Raw genomic sequence first — 14,852 nt, 5'->3', positions numbered from 1 at the left:
TCGATGCGGATCATGGCCCCACGTTCGTCCACTCACGCTGAGAGCTCAGGCGGCTCGCGCTTGTGTGCGGTGCACTGTCACTCCCCGTGCGGAACCACCACGGCGCGGGCGGACAGATCGCCGGCCTGCAGCTTGCGGTACGCCTCGAGTCCGGCTTCCAGCGAGTAGCGCTCGACCTCGGGCGTGATCTGACCCGCCCGGTACATGTCGACGACCTCGTGGAGCTCCTCGATCGTGCCCCAGTAGGTGTTCGTGATCGTCGCTTCGTAGGGGTTGGTGAAGAACGACCATTCGAAGGAACCGCCGGCGATGCCGACGATCGTGCAGCGGCCCTTGACTGCCATGGACTCCATCGCGACCTTGACGGTGCCAGCGGCTCCCACGAAGTCGAAAGCCGCGTCGACGCCCTTGCCGCCGGTGATCTCGCGGATGCGGGCGACCTGATCGGGTCCGCCGGGGACGGTGATGGCGCCGGCGGCCTCGGCCTTCGCCATCGCGTCCTCCTTCATGTCCGTCGCGATGACGGTGGCGCCGGTGAGGGCAGTGAGGATCTGAACGCCCAACTGGCCAAGCCCTCCCAGTCCGATGACCAGCGCGAAGCGTCCGCCGCCAGCCAAGTTGGGCAACGCCAACTTGATCGCGTGGTACGGGGTGAGACCCGCATCCGACAGGGGCGCCGCATCGATGGGATCAGCGTCACCCAGCGGCACGAGGTTGCGAGCCGGAACGGTCACGTACTCCGCCATGCCGCCATCGCGACCCAGACCGATGCCCATGTACGGGTTGGTCGCAGCGTTCTCGCAGTAGGTGTCCTGCCCGCGGGAGCAGGCGCGGCAGTGCTGGCAGCCGATGGGGCCGTAGACGAGGTAGGCGTCGCCCTTCGTGAAACCGTCGACGCCGTCGCCCACCTCTTCGACCCAGCCGGAGTTCTCATGGCCCAGCACGAACGGGGGCTTCTGTGCGCCGGGAGCGCCCTCGTCGAAGTCGTCATAGATCGCGACGTCGGAGTGGCAGGCGCCGGCTCCCGCGACCTTGAGGAGGACCTCGCCGGGTCCGGGGGTGGGCTTCTGGACGTCAGTGAGGGTGGGGAAGGTCTTGAAGTTCTCGAACACGATTGCGCGCATGGCACGTCCTTTCGACGAGAGATCCGGCGGAAGCCCGCCGTGCACCTCTCACTCTAGGAACATCGCCCCATGCGCATAAGGACATGTGATGGAGGTCTCTGTGCGTGCCGCTGGCTGGCGTTCTCGTGCCTCGCTGCGAGCCCATTCGGACCGACCCGGCCGGCCGATCACACTGCGCTGGCTGATACCGCCACGTTCGCCTCCATGCGCTGACCGGTCGCGCGGTCGAAGGTGTGGACGCGCTCGGGGTCGGCAACGACACGGACCGTATCGCCCAGCGCGGGCCGCGCATCGGTGCGCAGGCGAGTGATGACCCGCTCCGTGTGTGCGGAATCGACCAGGTGTCCGTGGGCGTATGCCTCCGCGCCGAACTCCTCGACGTGATCGATGTGCAGGAGCAGCCCGGCATCGTCAGCGGTGATGGCAAGGTGCTCCGGCCGAACGCCGAAGACCACATCATCCGCACGGACGTCGCCACTCGAGCCGCCGCGCACCAACCCGTCGAACTCGTCGTCCGTGATGGTGAGCAGGTTCATCGCGGGGGAGCCGATGAACTCTGCCACGAAGATGTCCGCAGGCCGATCGTAGAGCTCGCGCGGCGGGGCGACCTGATGGAGCACGCCCTCATCGAGCACCGCCACCCGATCGCCCAGGGTCATCGCCTCGGACTGGTCGTGGGTGACATAGACGGTCGTCGTGCCCAGACGGTTCTGCAGCTCGGCGATCTGGGCCCGGGTCTGCACCCGCAGGCGGGCATCGAGGTTCGACAGCGGCTCGTCCATGAGGAAGACGGTGGGTTCGCGCACGATCGCCCGTCCCATCGCCACACGCTGCCGCTGGCCTCCGGAGAGCTGTCGGGGTCGGCGATCCAGCAATTCTGTGAGTCCCAGCTGCTCGGCGGCCCGGCGCACGCGACGGCTGATCTCCTCACGCGGCACCTTGGCCAGCTGGAGCGCGAAGCTCATGTTCTGTTCGACAGTCTTGTGCGGGTACAGGGCGTAGGTCTGGAAGACCATCGCGACATCGCGCTCAGCCGGGTCGACCCCGGTGATGTCGTCTCCGTCGATGAGGACGGCGCCAGACGTCGGCTGCTCGAGTCCGGCGAGGATCCGCAGAGCGGTCGACTTGCCAGACCCGGATGGTCCGACGAGAACGAGGAACTCACCGTCGGCGATCTCCAGGTTCAGCCCTGCCAGCGCCGGCCGCTCAGCCGCAGACGCACTCTGAGCACCTGCACTCTCAGTAGCCGCAATAGCCACCTCCGCACCACCTCGTGCTGCACGCCGACGGCGCCGCCGCCCAGTGCCTGCGTATCGCAGCGTCACGTCCTTGAAGCTGACCGCGCCCATTCCCTGACCTCCTTCGTCGTAGCGCACTGAACCTATAGCGACCGCACGATTCATCGACAATCCCTGTGACCAGGGATGACGGTGCATGACGACGCATGACGCTGCGTAATCATTCGTGACGATCTCGCCCGTCTCATGACGCTCGTCACTGCACAGTGAGGCCCGAACAGCGCGGTCAACGAACCGCACGCAGACGCAGAACCGCTTGCACACGCAGAGCCGCACACAGACGGAGGACGACACCATGACGATCAGCAGCATCGGCACCGCCCCCGGCCGGACGCACTGGACACCCACCGCCCCGGCCGAGGAGCGCAGCCACTGGTCGCAGATCGCCCAGGACGTCGCACAGACCCTGGCCGCTGATGCCCTTGAGCGGGACCGCGCGAACGCCGTGCCCCACGCCGAGGCACGACTGCTCAAGGACTCGGGTCTCGTCACCCTCCTCGAACCGGCAGAGCTGGGCGGGGGAGGAGGCCACTGGAGCACGGCATTCGAGGCCGTGCGCATCATCGCTCGTGCCGACGCCTCGATCGCCCAGGTCCTCGCCTACCACTACATCAACTCGACGAACATCGTCTTCTCCGTCGTCGATCCCTCAGAGCGCGAGCGCTGGCACCGGGCCACCATCGACGGTCGCTGGATCTGGGGAGACTCCGTCAACCCCACAGACCCCGACCTCGTCCTCACGCCCGTCGACGGCGGCTATCGGCTCACCGGCACCAAGCGCTACTCCACGGGCTCGGCTGTGGGCGATGTGCTCGTCGTCAACGCGACGATCGCTGAAGGCCCGGAGGCGGGCACCGTGCTCGCCTTCGTGCTGGAGAACGGACGGAAGGGCGTCGAGTACGTCGACGACTGGGACTTCCTCGGGCAGCGCCTGTCGTCGTCGAACACGGTGAAGTACCACGAGGTGCTCGTCCGGCCCGAGGACGTGCTGGGAGCCCTGGGTGACGAGCCGTTCTCCACACTCGTGACGCCGGGCATCCAGCTGTCGTTCGGCCACCTCTACCTGGGGATCGCGGAGGGCGCACTGGCGCGAGGCCGCGAGCTGACGAACCGGCGACCGAACGCCTGGTTCCTCTCGCAGGCAGAGCAGTACCGGCACGACCCCTTCGTCCAGCGCCTCTACGGCGAGCTCAAGGCCCGCACCACGGCGGTCGCCGCGCTCGCAGAGAAGGTCGGCCAGCGCTTCGACGAGGTCGTCGCACTCGGTGCCGACGTCACCACGGAGATCCGGGGAGAGCTGGCCGTCGAGATCGCCGAGCTCAAGGTCGTCTCCTCGGACGTCGCCACCGACCTCACCCACCGCATATTCGAGGCGACTGGCACCTCGTCGACCGCGTCCGGGATCGGCTTCGACCTGTACTGGCGCAACATCCGCACGCACTCCCTCCACGATCCGGTCGACTACAAGAAGCTCGAGGTCGGAGCCCACTTCCTCAACGGCGAGACCCAGCCCCTCTCGCTCTACACCTGACCCCCGCCCGAGGCCCCCACCCGCCCGCGCACCGCCCGGACTCTCACACCGCCCGGGACCCATGCACCAGACCCCGAAGGACCCACCGTGCCCACGAACCAGCCCGCCCAGGATTCCCCCAGCCCGCAGAGCACCCGCCCCGTCGACGTGTCCGCCTGGGGCACGGAGACCCACACCCCGTACGCGGCCTCCGCGGATCGCTACGACCGGTTCGGCTACCGCCGGCTGGGCCGCAGCGGCCTCCTCCTGCCCCCGATCTCACTGGGCCTGTGGTGGAACTTCGGGGACACCACGCCCTTCGCGTCCCAGCGCGAGATCATCCGCCACGCCTTCGACTCCGGCATCACGCACTTCGACCTGGCCAACAACTACGGCCCTCCCGCCGGCGCAGCGGAGGAGAACTTCGGCCGTGTCCTCACCAAGGACCTCCGGCCCTACCGCGATGAGCTCATCATCTCCTCGAAGGCCGGCTGGGATCAGTGGCGCGGACCCTACGGGAACTTCGGCTCCCGTCAGTACCTGCTCGCCAGCCTCGACGAGTCCCTGGGCCGCCTGGGCGTCGACCACGTCGACATCTTCTACTCCCACCGCGTGGACCCGGACACTCCCCTCGAGGAGACGATCGGGGCGCTTGACACCGCAGTCCGCTCGGGCCGCGCACGCTATGTGGGGATCTCCTCCTACTCCGCGGAGCGGACCCAGCAGGCGGCGAGCATTGCGCAGGACCTCGGCACGCCGCTGGTCATCCACCAGCCCGCCTACTCGCTCCTCAACCGCTGGGTCGAGGACGGCCTGCTCGACACGCTGACGGAGACCGGCCTCGGCTCCATCGCCTTCACCCCGCTGGCGCAGGGACTGCTGACCGACAAGTACCTCGGCGACCCGAAGGCCCGCCCGTCCGGCGGTCGCTCCTCGTTGCTCGACCACCACCTGAGCGAGGACAACCTCGACCGCCTCCGCCGCCTCAACGCGGTCGCGCAGCGTCGCGGACAGACACTCGCGCAGCTCGCCATCGCCTGGCTGCTGCGCGAGGGCGGAGTGACATCGGTCCTGCTCGGAGCCTCCTCGACCGCCCAGCTGGACGAGAACCTCGGCGCGCTGTCCTCGACCGCGTTCGACGACGCGGAGCTCGCGGAGATCGACGAGATCACCCAGGGCGAGTCCGGCATCAACATCTGGTCCGTGTCCTCCGACCTCTGACCCGCGCCCGAGGCCCCCACCCGGGGACGGCCCGCCCGCAGCACCCAGCCCACCTCAGTCAGCCACCGACACTGCCGCACACCTGGGAGAACCATGACCCGCAAGCCGCTGATCCTCTCGGCCTTCCTCATGAACACGACGAGCCACATCATCGGCGGCGCCTGGCGCCGCCCGGAGGCCCAGCAGCACCGCTTCAACGAGCTCGGTCACTGGGTGTCCCTCGTCCAGAAGCTCGAATCCGAGAGCTTCGACATCGCGTTCTTCGCGGACGTCGTCGGTCTCTACGGCAACCACGAGGGCGGCTGGGCCTCCCACGTGCGGCGCGGGCTGCAGATCCCGGCCAATGATCCGCTCGTCCTCGTCTCCGCCCTCGCGGCGGTGACGGATCGGATCGGTCTGGCACTGACTTCGTCGGTCATCCAGGCGCACCCCTTCGCCTTCGCCCGCCAGCTGTCCACGCTCGACCACCTCTCCGGCGGCCGGGTCGGATGGAACGTGGTGACGAGTGCCTCGGCGAACGCGCACCGGAACTTCGGCGGTGAGGACCTGGCCCTCCACTCCGACCGGTACGACTGGGCGGAGGAGTACCTCGACGTCTGCTACAAGCTGTGGGAGGGCTCGTGGGACGACGACGCGCTGCTCCAGGACAAGACCCGGGACCATGACCGCGGCACCGGCCTGCACGGCGACCCGGCCGGGGTGGCGAAGATCAACCACGTGGGCCCGCGGTACAGCGTCGAGGGGCCGCACCTGTCCTCGCCGTCGCCGCAACGCACGCCGTACCTGTTCCAGGCGGGATCGTCGGATCGCGGACGCGAGGTCGCAGCCCGCCATGCCGAGGCCACCTTCTCGATGGCTCCCCGCCGCGACATCGCAGCCGCTCATGCCCGGGACGTCCGCGACCGCGCGGAGCGCCTGGGCAGGCGCCGGGAGGACGTGGCCTTCATCCAGGGGCTGTCCTTCGTCATCGGCTCGACCGAGGCCGAGGCGCGGGCCCGTGCGGCGGACCTCGACGAATCCCTCGACGTCCACGCGCTCATCGCCCACACCGCCGGCAGCCTGGGCGTCGACGTCGGTCACCTGCCGATCGACACGCCGCTCGACGAGCTGGAGCACACCGAGGGCGCCCAGGGGCACCTCTCCGAGTTGCGCGCGATGGCGCCGAACGGGCAGGTCACGCTCCGCGACCTCGCGCACTTCCGCGCACAGGCGACCCGCATCGTCGGGACTCCGGAGCAGATCGCGGACGAGCTCGAGGCATGGCAGGACGCAGGGATCGACGGCGTCAACGTCATCAACGCGACGCTGCCGGGCAGCTACGACGAGTTCATCGACTACGTGCTGCCGGTTCTGCGCGAACGCGGCTTGGCCCGCTCCCCGGAGGAGCCCCCGGCAGGCGGTGACGGCCCGGCCACGCTGCGGGGCCGGCTCACGGGTGCCGACCGGCTGCCCGCCACCCATCCGGCCGCATCCCACCGCGGCGCCTTCACCCACCTGAGCGCGGAAGCCACTGAGACGCCCCGCGCCGAGCTGCTCGCCTCCCGCAGCGCATGACCACCCACACCACTCTCCATCCATCACAGACCGGCGAAAGACGCCGGCCACACCCGAGGACACTCACATGACCAGCACGCCACCCTCCCGCACTCGCCGACTCACCCGCACCCGCGGTCGTTCCGTGCTCGCCCTGGCCGCCGTCGCCGCGCTCACCCTATCCGCGTGCGGTCAGGGCGGCTCGGGAGGGTCCGGCGGCGACGCCTTTGCCTCGGACTTCGAGGGGGAGGAGCTCAACCTCCTCATGAACGCCTCGCACGAGGGCGCTGGCGAATGGCTGTCCGAGCAGTTCGAGGAGGAGACCGGCGTGACCGTCAACGTCACGACGGTGCCGTATGACGAGATCGCCTCGCAGCTCACCCTCGACCAGCAGTCCGGCGCCAACGTCTACGACGTCTCGGCGCCCTGGTACGTGTCGCTGGGCGACCTCGCGGCAGACGGCACCATCCAGCCGCTCACCGAGTACGTCGAAGCGAACGACGATGTCGACGTCGACGACTTCATCCCCTCGATCTGGGAGCCGTACTCCCAGGTGGACGGCGAGACCTACGGGCTGCCGTTCGACGGTGACATCCACGCGCTCTTCTACAACACGGAGATCCTCGAGCGGAACGGCTTCGATGCACCACCGGAGACGTGGGATGAGTACGCGGAGCAGGTCGCGACGATCACAGAGAACGAGTCGTCGGACGGCGTCTACGGCGCCGCGGTCTTCGGCGAGCAGTCGCCCATGATCCTGGGTGCGAGCTTCGCGAACCGTCTCGCCGGCTTCGGCGGGGAGTTCCTCGACGAGAACGGCGCACCGGCGGTCAACTCCCCGGAGGCCGTCGCCTCGCTCGAGGCACTCGAGGACATCTGGGACGACGCTCTCCCCACGCCCGCTGAGACGGACTTCGGCGCCGGCAACTCCGCGTGGTTCGCCGGGAATGTCGCCTTCATCGAGAACTGGACGGACCTGGGCGTCCGGTCGCAGGACCCGGAGTCCGGGTCCGAGGTCGTCGACAACTGGGGTGTGACCTACCTTCCGCGGGCGGAGGCGGGCGAGGACCCGCGGGCCTCCCTCGTCGCCGGGTTCAGCTGGGTCGTCACCGGCAACACGGAGAAAACCGAGCTCGCGCAGCAGTTCATCGAATGGGCGGCCTCGAGCGACGTGAATTCCGATCTGCTCACCGCACTGCCGCCCACGGGGATCGACCCCAACCGCGTGTCCTCGCTCGAGGACGAGACCTACGGCGACGAGTTCCCGGAGCTCCAGGAGGTCAACCGCTCCACCCTCGACGGTGCGCTCGCCTGGCCGACGGGAGAGAACGCGACCGAGGCCGCCCAGATCCTCACAGACGAGCTCGCCGCCTACCTCGCCGGCCAGCGCGGCACGGCCCAGGAGACGCTCGACGGGGTGCAGCACGAATGGGAGAGCCTCCTTGGCGACGGCTGATCGGGCATCCCGCCGGCTGACACGAGTGCTCTTCGTCAGTCCCAGCGTGCTCACCCTGCTGGTGCTGGCCGCATACCCGCTCGTCTTCATCGCCTCGGCGGCCTTCACCGAGTCGAGTCTGGGCCTGCCGTTCCAGGAGTTCGTCGGGACGGCGAATCTCGAGGCCACACTCGGCTCCGCAGGAGTCCGTGGCTCACTGACGCTGGGGACCGGCTACGCCTTCGCCGTGGCTCTGGCGAGCACCCTGCTGGGCGTCATCACCGCGGTCGCGCTCCACCGGTCCCTGCACGCAGGGCCGGTGGTGCGCACGGCGCTCCTCCTGCCGATGATCATCCCGCCCGTGGTCGTGGGCATCCTCTTCGGCTTCGTCTTCAGTCCCTCGGGCGGGCTGCTCGACACGCTCATCAGCAGGTTCACGCCCGCCTCGGGAACGTACGCGATCCTCTCGGACACGACGTGGGCGATCGTGGGCGTGGGGATCGCAGATGTCTGGGAGTGGACACCGCTGGTGGTCCTCCTCGTGTTCACCGCTCTTCTGGGACAGGACCCGGAGATCACCGAGGCCGCCCGGCTCGACGGTGCCCGCGGGTTCCGCCTGTTCGGGCACATCACCCTGCCTGCTGTCGCTGGCACGATCGCCGCGGCGTTCCTCATCCGGCTCATCCTCGCCTTCAAGGTCTTCGACCTCGTGTACGTCATGACATCGGGAGGTCCCGGTTCGTCGACGCTCGTGCCCGCCTACCTCATCTGGCGGACCGCGCTCCAGAGCTTCGACGTGGGCATGGCTGCCACGATCACACTGCTCCTGGCCGTCATCGTCACGGTCGTCACCCTTCCCGTGTTCCTCATCGTCAGGAGGCTGCGCCATGGCTGAACCCCCGAAGAGGTCCTGGCTCGCGGAGGGCTGGGTCCTCCTGAACATCGCCGTCGTGCTCGTGCCCCTGCTCTACCTCGTGTCGATCTCCTTCATGAAGCAGGCGCAGATCTCCGCCGGCATCCTCGTCCCCACGGAGCCTGCGTGGGGCAACTGGGCGAAGGCCTGGAACTCGCCGGTCCCGCAGGGCGTGGTCAACTCGCTCCTCGCGGCGACCTCGGGAGCGGTGCTCACTCTGGTGTTCGCGCTGCCCGGCGCGTGGGCGATCGCACGCTTCCGCACCGGGGGCAGGGCGCTGAACGGGCTCATCCTCAGCCCGTGGCTGCTGCCGCCGGTCGTCGCGATCATTCCGCTCCTCACGCTCCTGCGGATGCTGGGCCTCACGAACACCCTCGTGGGCCTCACGATCGTCTATGCGCTCGTCAACATCCCGGTCGCGATCTGGCTGCTGGACGGATTCATCCGTCGCATTCCGGTGGATATCGAGGAGGCCGGACGGCTCGATGGGGCAGGGGACTTCCAACTGCTCGTCCGTGTGGTGGCCCCGATGCTGGCCCCGGCGCTCATCGCGGTGGGCGTCATCGTCGCGATCCTCAACTACAACGAGTTCCTCTTCGCGACGTTCCTCACCCAGAGCGTGGACGTGCAGACCGTCCCAGTGCTGCTGGCGGGAATGCTCAGCGAGCGGATCCAGGACTTCGGCCGGATCGCGGCGTCCTCACTGGTCGCGGTCTTCCCGGTCTTCACCATCGCGGTGCTGCTCCAGCGCTACCTGGTCGACGGGCTGACGACGGGCGCAGTGAAGTGACGGTGTCGGCAGGCGCCGCCTGACACTCAAGACGGTGCGCCTGCTGATTCTCGCGACGCGGTAGATGGAAAGTGGCCGATCGCGTGTGAGTTCATCCGCCGAGTGGCTCCGTCCCGGTGCACTGTGAGCCATCCTGTGAGCAGACGCCAGGAACCTGTATAAAGAAGGCCTGGCAAGCCACCCCGGCGGCCCGCGGCGAGAAGGATCACCGGATGCAGAATATCGATCACGACCATGCGACGAGTGGTCCTTCTGCGCAGCAGTCACACGTCTTCGTGACACGTGGGGACCTCACACACGTCGCGTGCGACGCCTGGATGTGTCCCACGGACAAGACGCTGTCCGTCAGGCGGCAGTGGCGAGTGGGTTCCCCATACCTCGAGGCCGCAATCGCACGATTCTCCGACCCGGCGTTCTCCCGGGGCGACGTGCATGCATCCGCTGCGCAGGACTGGGCTGTGGACGCTCCGCTCCCCGTCTTCACGGCCGTGCCATACGCGGGAGTGACGTCGGGCGACGACATCGTGCCCGCAGTCGATCAGTTCGTGCGGGCCGCGGCGACTGCCGTGCGGCAGCGGATTCCGGAGGGCAGCTACATCGGTCGCAGGCCGGTTCCGCTGCTGGCGCTGCCGGTTTTCGGAGCCTCGGGCGGGGGAGGGGCAGACCTGCTGGGTGACATCATCCGCACGCTGCTCACTGTCGTCTCCCGCGCGGCCGCTGAGGAAGGCGTGGACGTCGTCCTGGTCGTGCGGACGGCGGCCCAGCTGGCGCTGGCGCAACGGATCCGTCGCGAGTCCCAGGACACGATCTGGGCGGGGTTGACTCCCGCACTCCGGTCGGAAGCGCAGCGACTCGCAGCCGATGCGCGGGGCGGCCGGATCGTGCCGTTCATGGGTGCCGGAGTGAGCATGTCCGCGGGTGCGCCCAGCTGGAGCGCTCTCGTCGCACGACTGGCGGAGTGCATCTCCCTGACGGAGGCGGAAGCGAAGGCGCTGTCCGAGAAGAACGTCCTCGACCAGGCGGAGATCCTCAAGGGGATCTACGACGAGGAGGGCAAGGACTTCAACGGGACCGTTGCCGCAATCGTCGATGTCGAGCGCTACGGTCTGGCACCCACTCTGCTCGCCTCGCTCCCGCTGGAGCAGGCGATCACGCTCAACTACGACGGGCTGTTCGAGAGGGCGAGTGAGGACGCGGGCGCCGCGTGCGCTGTGATCCCCGGGCCCGAAGTCGTCGACGCCGACCGCTGGCTGCTCAAGATGCACGGATCCGCAGACGACGCGGCCTCGATCGTCCTGACTCGCGACGACTACCTGGGCTTCGACAAGAACAAGAGTGTCCTGTCCGCACTCGTGAAGGCGAGCCTCGTCACGAAGCGCATCGTGTTCGTTGGATTCGGACTCACCGACGACCACTTCCACCAGATCGTGCATGACGTCCGCGCGATCTCACCCGCACGTATGGATCAGAATGCGGTTGCACTGACGCTCACGCGTGACTCCTTGGACGAGCGGGCGTGGAAGGACAAGATCCGCCTGCTTCCGATGACGGAGGCAGGGACCTCGAGCGGAGTTGCGGGCAGGTCGTTGGAGATCTTCCTCGACTACGTGCTGGCGCTCGCCACTGACAGCCGGGCCTACATCCTGGACGACGCATTCGAATCACAGCTCACGGAACACGAGAAGACGATCAAGACGGGGCTCCTAGAGCTCCACGTACGACTGGCTGCAGTGCCCGATGATGAGGGTGCCAAGCAGAGTGCGCTCACGGCCGTCCGGGACTTCGGAGTTCCCCAGCGCTGAACAGCAGTGCGGTGCGTCGGAGCGCAATGAAGCGCTACTCACCTCCGCCGGAACAGCTTCGCGGGTTTCCCCACGCTGCCTTCTTGCATGCTGCCGGTCTCCTCAAGGCGCGGTAGCATCGCGCGTCGGAAGGTGTCTCTCTGGGCCGTTCGCGGATCCACTGCGCAGTGCAGGCGGTGCAGCTCGAGGATCGTGAACTCCTCAGGCAACAGGCCATGGGGATCGGGTCGATCAGCGTAGTCATCGCGCAGCCCGTGAACCGCGAGCTCGACGATCGCGTCGTGGTCGAAAGCGAGCCCGTGCGCACGGTCGATCGGCACAGGCGCCAAGTCGCCCAATCGATTCTGGGGGAGTGCTAGCAGATGGGCGACGGACAGCACTCGGCCCCGGTCGTCGCGGTCGAGCGCATCGAACACGTGCAGCTGCGTGGGCGTCACACCTCTCAGCCCCGTCCGCTCCTTCAATGAGCGGGCGACAGCGTCCGCCAGGAGCTCGCCTTCGTGCAGGAATGTGCCCGGAAGCCGGAGACCTCCGTCTCGCTCTACCAGGGCCACGCACAGCTGGTCGTCCACGACAGAGAGAACGGCGGTATCAACCGCGACCGACGGGCGGGGATAGTCCTCAAGACTCACGGGTCACCTCGTTGTCGGAATCTATGGGGGCGCTCATGTAGACATTAAAGCAGATGTGCTCTAATGTATCGAGTGTTAGAGCAAACATGAGCTAAAGGGGTGGTCGGCATGGCGAAGCCGGGACGACTGGACAGGGCCGCGGGCGCGATCGTGGGAATGGCGTGCGGAGACGCACTGGGTGCGCCGTACGAGTTCGGCGGTCCCTACCCTGCGGACATGCGAGTGGAGATGAAGGGCGGTGGACCGTTCGGCTGGGCACCCGGCGAGTGGACGGATGACACCTCGATGGCGATCCCCCTCCTCGAACTCGCAACGAGCGGCGACCGCATGCGCGACGCGCGCCTGGGGCCGGTGGTCCTCGCGTGGCTCGACTGGATGCGCGATGCGAAGGACGTCGGCAACCAGACCTCGGCTGTTCTGGGCGAGGTCGAGCGCCGCCGTGACGCAGAGACGGACAGGTCTGTCACCGGCCGATATGACTGGTCGGCGCCGGCGGGCCGCGTGTTTGAGCCGTTCGTGAACGACAGTGTGCGTGACGTGTACGAGGAGGCGCATCGGTTCAACGACGAGTTCCCGGACCGCGCAGGCAATGGCTCTCTCATGCGCACGGCACCGGTGGCCCTCGGAGGCGACGGGTATGTCATGTACGCCCACAGCCAGAGCGCACTCACCCACATGAACCGAGACGCGATGGAAGCATGCCTCATCTGGTCGGCTGCCGTCGCGCACGCGGTGGAGACAGGTGAGCTCGACCTGCGACGCGCGCTGTGGGCACTCGACGAGTTCGGCGGGGTTGCGATCAGCGACGCCCCTGCGTCGAGCAATGACGAGAACACTCGACGGGCCCGGCTCGACCTGTGGACTGCCCGGATCGACGAGGCGGAGTCCCACGCTCCGGAGCACTTCACCGACACCAACGGGTGGGTCGTCGCCGCGTTCCAGGCGGCCTGGTCCGCGATCACGCACGCGGGTTCCCGGTCGGACAATGACCCGGCGCACGTGCGCCGCACGCTCGAGTCGGCCGTGCGCGCCGGCGGCGACACGGACACGGTCGCGGCGATCGCCGGGGCGCTGGTCGGCGCGGCGTACGGCGTGAGCGCCATTCCCCTGGAGTGGCAGCGCGCCATCCACGGCTGGCCGGGGTGGCGGGTCGGCGAGCTCATCGAACGTGCGGTCGTCGCCGCGCAGGCGGGACAGGCTCGACAGGGGTGGCCCACCGCCGAGTACCTCGACTACGAGGAGTGGGGTCACCTCGACACCTGCGTCCGCCATCCGCACGATCCGGGCGTGTACCTGGGCGCGATCGGTAGTCTCGACCGGCTCCCGGACGACGTGGATGCGGTCGTCTCGCTCTGCCGGGTCGGCCGGTCGCAGGTGCCGGCGGTCCGGATCGCCGCAGAGAACCACGTCCGTGTCTGGCTCGTGGATTCGGACGCTGCCGCGGACAACCACCACGTCGACTTCGTCCTCACGGAGGCTGCGGACATGGTGGCCCGCCTGCGTGCGGAGGGTCGCGTGGTGCTCCTGCACTGCGTGCAGGCCCACAGCCGAACCCCGTCCGTCGGGGCTCTGTACGCAGGCCGCCACAGGGGCATCCCTGTCGCCGAGGCCGTGGACCAGGTGGTCTCCGCTCTCCCGATGGCGTACCCGAACGTCGCATTCCAGCAGTCGATCCACCGGATCATGGCGAAGGAGGAAGCGCATGAGTGAGGACGAGATGCTGATCCCGATCCTGGGACTGGACTCTGCGGACCAGCTCGACCGGCAGTTCCGCCCTGGCGGCGGCTTCATCGCGCGCGGACCGTTCCGGGTGTACTCGCCCGATTGGGACCACTGGACGTTCGGGTATGACCTCGAGCAGGTGGGGCCGCACTTGATCTTCCAGGATGGGACCGGGGTTGGCCGTCCCATCCCGGTCGATGACTACTCCCGCACGGCTGCGTGCGAGGGCTCGATGATCTGGTTCCATGGGTACGACGGGGACCTGCTGTCGACCTTCCTCCTGACTCCCGCGACGCTGGAGGATTTCACGACCTGCATGAAGAAGAAGATCAGGTTCTCCAGCTGGGAGGACGGAGCGAAGGTCGTACGACAGATGCTGGAGGCCGACCGGTGGGAGTCGTTCGGCATCTCCTGGGAGGCCCCACTGGTCACGCCGCACGGCCTGGTCTGCTGGGTGGAGAAGAGCCTGCCGGTCGTGGGGCTCTACTCGGTGAACGGCACCTCTCTGCTGCGGCGGGTGGAGGGGGATTGGGTTGCGGTCGACTCGCGGGCGCAGCCGTGGAGGTCCGAAGGCGCACCCGAGGCCGTGTGGTTCCCGCTCCTCGACTCGGGCGTCGAGCGATTCGACCACCTGGCTGACTACGACGGGCTGACGATCAACACTGCACAGATGGGTACGTACGTCTTCCCGCACGTCATGCTCAAGCGCCCCTTGACGTGGGTGAGCCAGGTGCGCCAGCGCCTGCTGACAACCGCCTGACGGGCGTGTACGCGCAGACTTCCGGAAGTCTTGAAATCTCTCGCTCACACCCGCTGTCACCTGGGCTACCGTGAGCCTCAGTGTCGTCGTGCGATTCCGCACGCGCGTTTCC

General features: G+C 68.0%; 12 protein-coding genes. 9 read left to right on the top strand and 3 right to left on the bottom strand.

The window, feature by feature from the left end; all coding sequences use genetic code 11:
• Positions 1-77: 77 nt before the first annotated feature.
• Entirely contained in the window at positions 78-1,124 is a 1,047-nt protein-coding gene (locus HGBR_RS09220; protein WP_019159055.1) for an NAD(P)-dependent alcohol dehydrogenase, read from the bottom strand.
• Between the two features lie 167 nt (positions 1,125-1,291).
• A complete protein-coding gene (locus tag HGBR_RS09215; protein ID WP_019159054.1) occupies positions 1,292-2,473 on the bottom strand; it encodes an ABC transporter ATP-binding protein in 1,182 nt (393 codons plus the stop codon).
• Between the two features lie 244 nt (positions 2,474-2,717).
• Here HGBR_RS09215 and HGBR_RS09210 point away from each other — a divergent pair, with 244 nt between their 5' ends.
• The 7 genes from HGBR_RS09210 to HGBR_RS09180 all read left to right on the top strand — a co-directional run bounded on the left by HGBR_RS09210 (position 2,718) and on the right by HGBR_RS09180 (position 11,626).
• On the top strand, positions 2,718-3,953 hold the full coding sequence (locus tag HGBR_RS09210) for an acyl-CoA dehydrogenase family protein (protein WP_019159053.1): 1,236 nt from the start codon (positions 2,718-2,720) through the stop codon (positions 3,951-3,953).
• Between the two features lie 147 nt (positions 3,954-4,100).
• Entirely contained in the window at positions 4,101-5,153 is a 1,053-nt protein-coding gene (locus HGBR_RS09205) for an aldo/keto reductase (protein ID WP_026077468.1), read from the top strand.
• Positions 5,154-5,246: 93 nt separating this feature from the next.
• Positions 5,247-6,707 carry an NtaA/DmoA family FMN-dependent monooxygenase gene (locus tag HGBR_RS09200; protein ID WP_019159051.1) on the top strand — a complete coding sequence of 487 codons (1,461 nt, stop codon included), beginning with the start codon at positions 5,247-5,249 and terminating at the stop codon, positions 6,705-6,707.
• A gap of 67 nt (positions 6,708-6,774) precedes the next feature.
• Entirely contained in the window at positions 6,775-8,142 is a 1,368-nt protein-coding gene (locus HGBR_RS09195) for an ABC transporter substrate-binding protein (RefSeq protein ID WP_019159050.1), read from the top strand.
• A 25-nt stretch (positions 8,143-8,167) separates the two neighbouring features.
• Positions 8,168-9,016 (top strand): carbohydrate ABC transporter permease, encoded by an 849-nt coding sequence (locus HGBR_RS09190; RefSeq protein WP_019159049.1) that lies wholly within the window; start codon positions 8,168-8,170, stop codon positions 9,014-9,016.
• Positions 9,009-9,824: a carbohydrate ABC transporter permease gene (locus HGBR_RS09185; RefSeq protein WP_019159048.1), complete on the top strand. Its 816-nt coding sequence runs from the start codon at positions 9,009-9,011 to the stop codon at positions 9,822-9,824. The genes HGBR_RS09190 and HGBR_RS09185 overlap by 8 nt, the downstream gene beginning before the upstream one ends.
• A gap of 458 nt (positions 9,825-10,282) precedes the next feature.
• Entirely contained in the window at positions 10,283-11,626 is a 1,344-nt protein-coding gene (locus HGBR_RS09180; protein WP_161601857.1) for an SIR2 family protein, read from the top strand.
• A 38-nt stretch (positions 11,627-11,664) separates the two neighbouring features.
• Here the strand turns inward: HGBR_RS09180 and HGBR_RS09175 are convergent, their stop codons facing one another.
• Positions 11,665-12,258 (bottom strand): NUDIX hydrolase, encoded by a 594-nt coding sequence (locus tag HGBR_RS09175; RefSeq protein ID WP_019159046.1) that lies wholly within the window; start codon positions 12,256-12,258, stop codon positions 11,665-11,667.
• A gap of 108 nt (positions 12,259-12,366) precedes the next feature.
• Here HGBR_RS09175 and HGBR_RS17305 point away from each other — a divergent pair, with 108 nt between their 5' ends.
• Positions 12,367-13,968: an ADP-ribosylglycohydrolase family protein gene (locus HGBR_RS17305; RefSeq protein WP_040364934.1), complete on the top strand. Its 1,602-nt coding sequence runs from the start codon at positions 12,367-12,369 to the stop codon at positions 13,966-13,968.
• On the top strand, positions 13,961-14,740 hold the full coding sequence (locus tag HGBR_RS09165; RefSeq protein ID WP_019159044.1) for a hypothetical protein: 780 nt from the start codon (positions 13,961-13,963) through the stop codon (positions 14,738-14,740). Before HGBR_RS17305 ends, HGBR_RS09165 begins: the two co-directional genes overlap by 8 nt.
• The last annotated feature ends 112 nt before the right edge of the window (positions 14,741-14,852 follow it).

Origin of the sequence: Brevibacterium senegalense, from assembly GCF_000285835.1 — a bacterium.
GTDB lineage: Bacteria > Actinomycetota > Actinomycetes > Actinomycetales > Brevibacteriaceae > Brevibacterium > Brevibacterium senegalense.
This window is presented reverse-complemented; position numbering and strand designations above follow the sequence as displayed.

Bases quoted from the DNA above. Each gene is read 5' to 3' on its own strand.
- HGBR_RS09220 (WP_019159055.1), bottom strand. From the start codon at position 1,124: ATGCGCGCAATCGTGTTCGAGAACTTCAAGACCTTCCCCACCCTCACT.
- HGBR_RS09215 (WP_019159054.1), bottom strand. From the start codon at position 2,473: ATGGGCGCGGTCAGCTTCAAGGACGTGACGCTGCGATACGCAGGCACT.
- HGBR_RS09210 (WP_019159053.1), top strand. From the start codon at position 2,718: ATGACGATCAGCAGCATCGGCACCGCCCCCGGCCGGACGCACTGGACA.
- HGBR_RS09200 (WP_019159051.1), top strand. From the start codon at position 5,247: ATGACCCGCAAGCCGCTGATCCTCTCGGCCTTCCTCATGAACACGACG.
- HGBR_RS09195 (WP_019159050.1), top strand. From the start codon at position 6,775: ATGACCAGCACGCCACCCTCCCGCACTCGCCGACTCACCCGCACCCGC.
- HGBR_RS09185 (WP_019159048.1), top strand. From the start codon at position 9,009: ATGGCTGAACCCCCGAAGAGGTCCTGGCTCGCGGAGGGCTGGGTCCTC.
- HGBR_RS17305 (WP_040364934.1), top strand. From the start codon at position 12,367: ATGGCGAAGCCGGGACGACTGGACAGGGCCGCGGGCGCGATCGTGGGA.
- HGBR_RS09165 (WP_019159044.1), top strand. From the start codon at position 13,961: ATGAGTGAGGACGAGATGCTGATCCCGATCCTGGGACTGGACTCTGCG.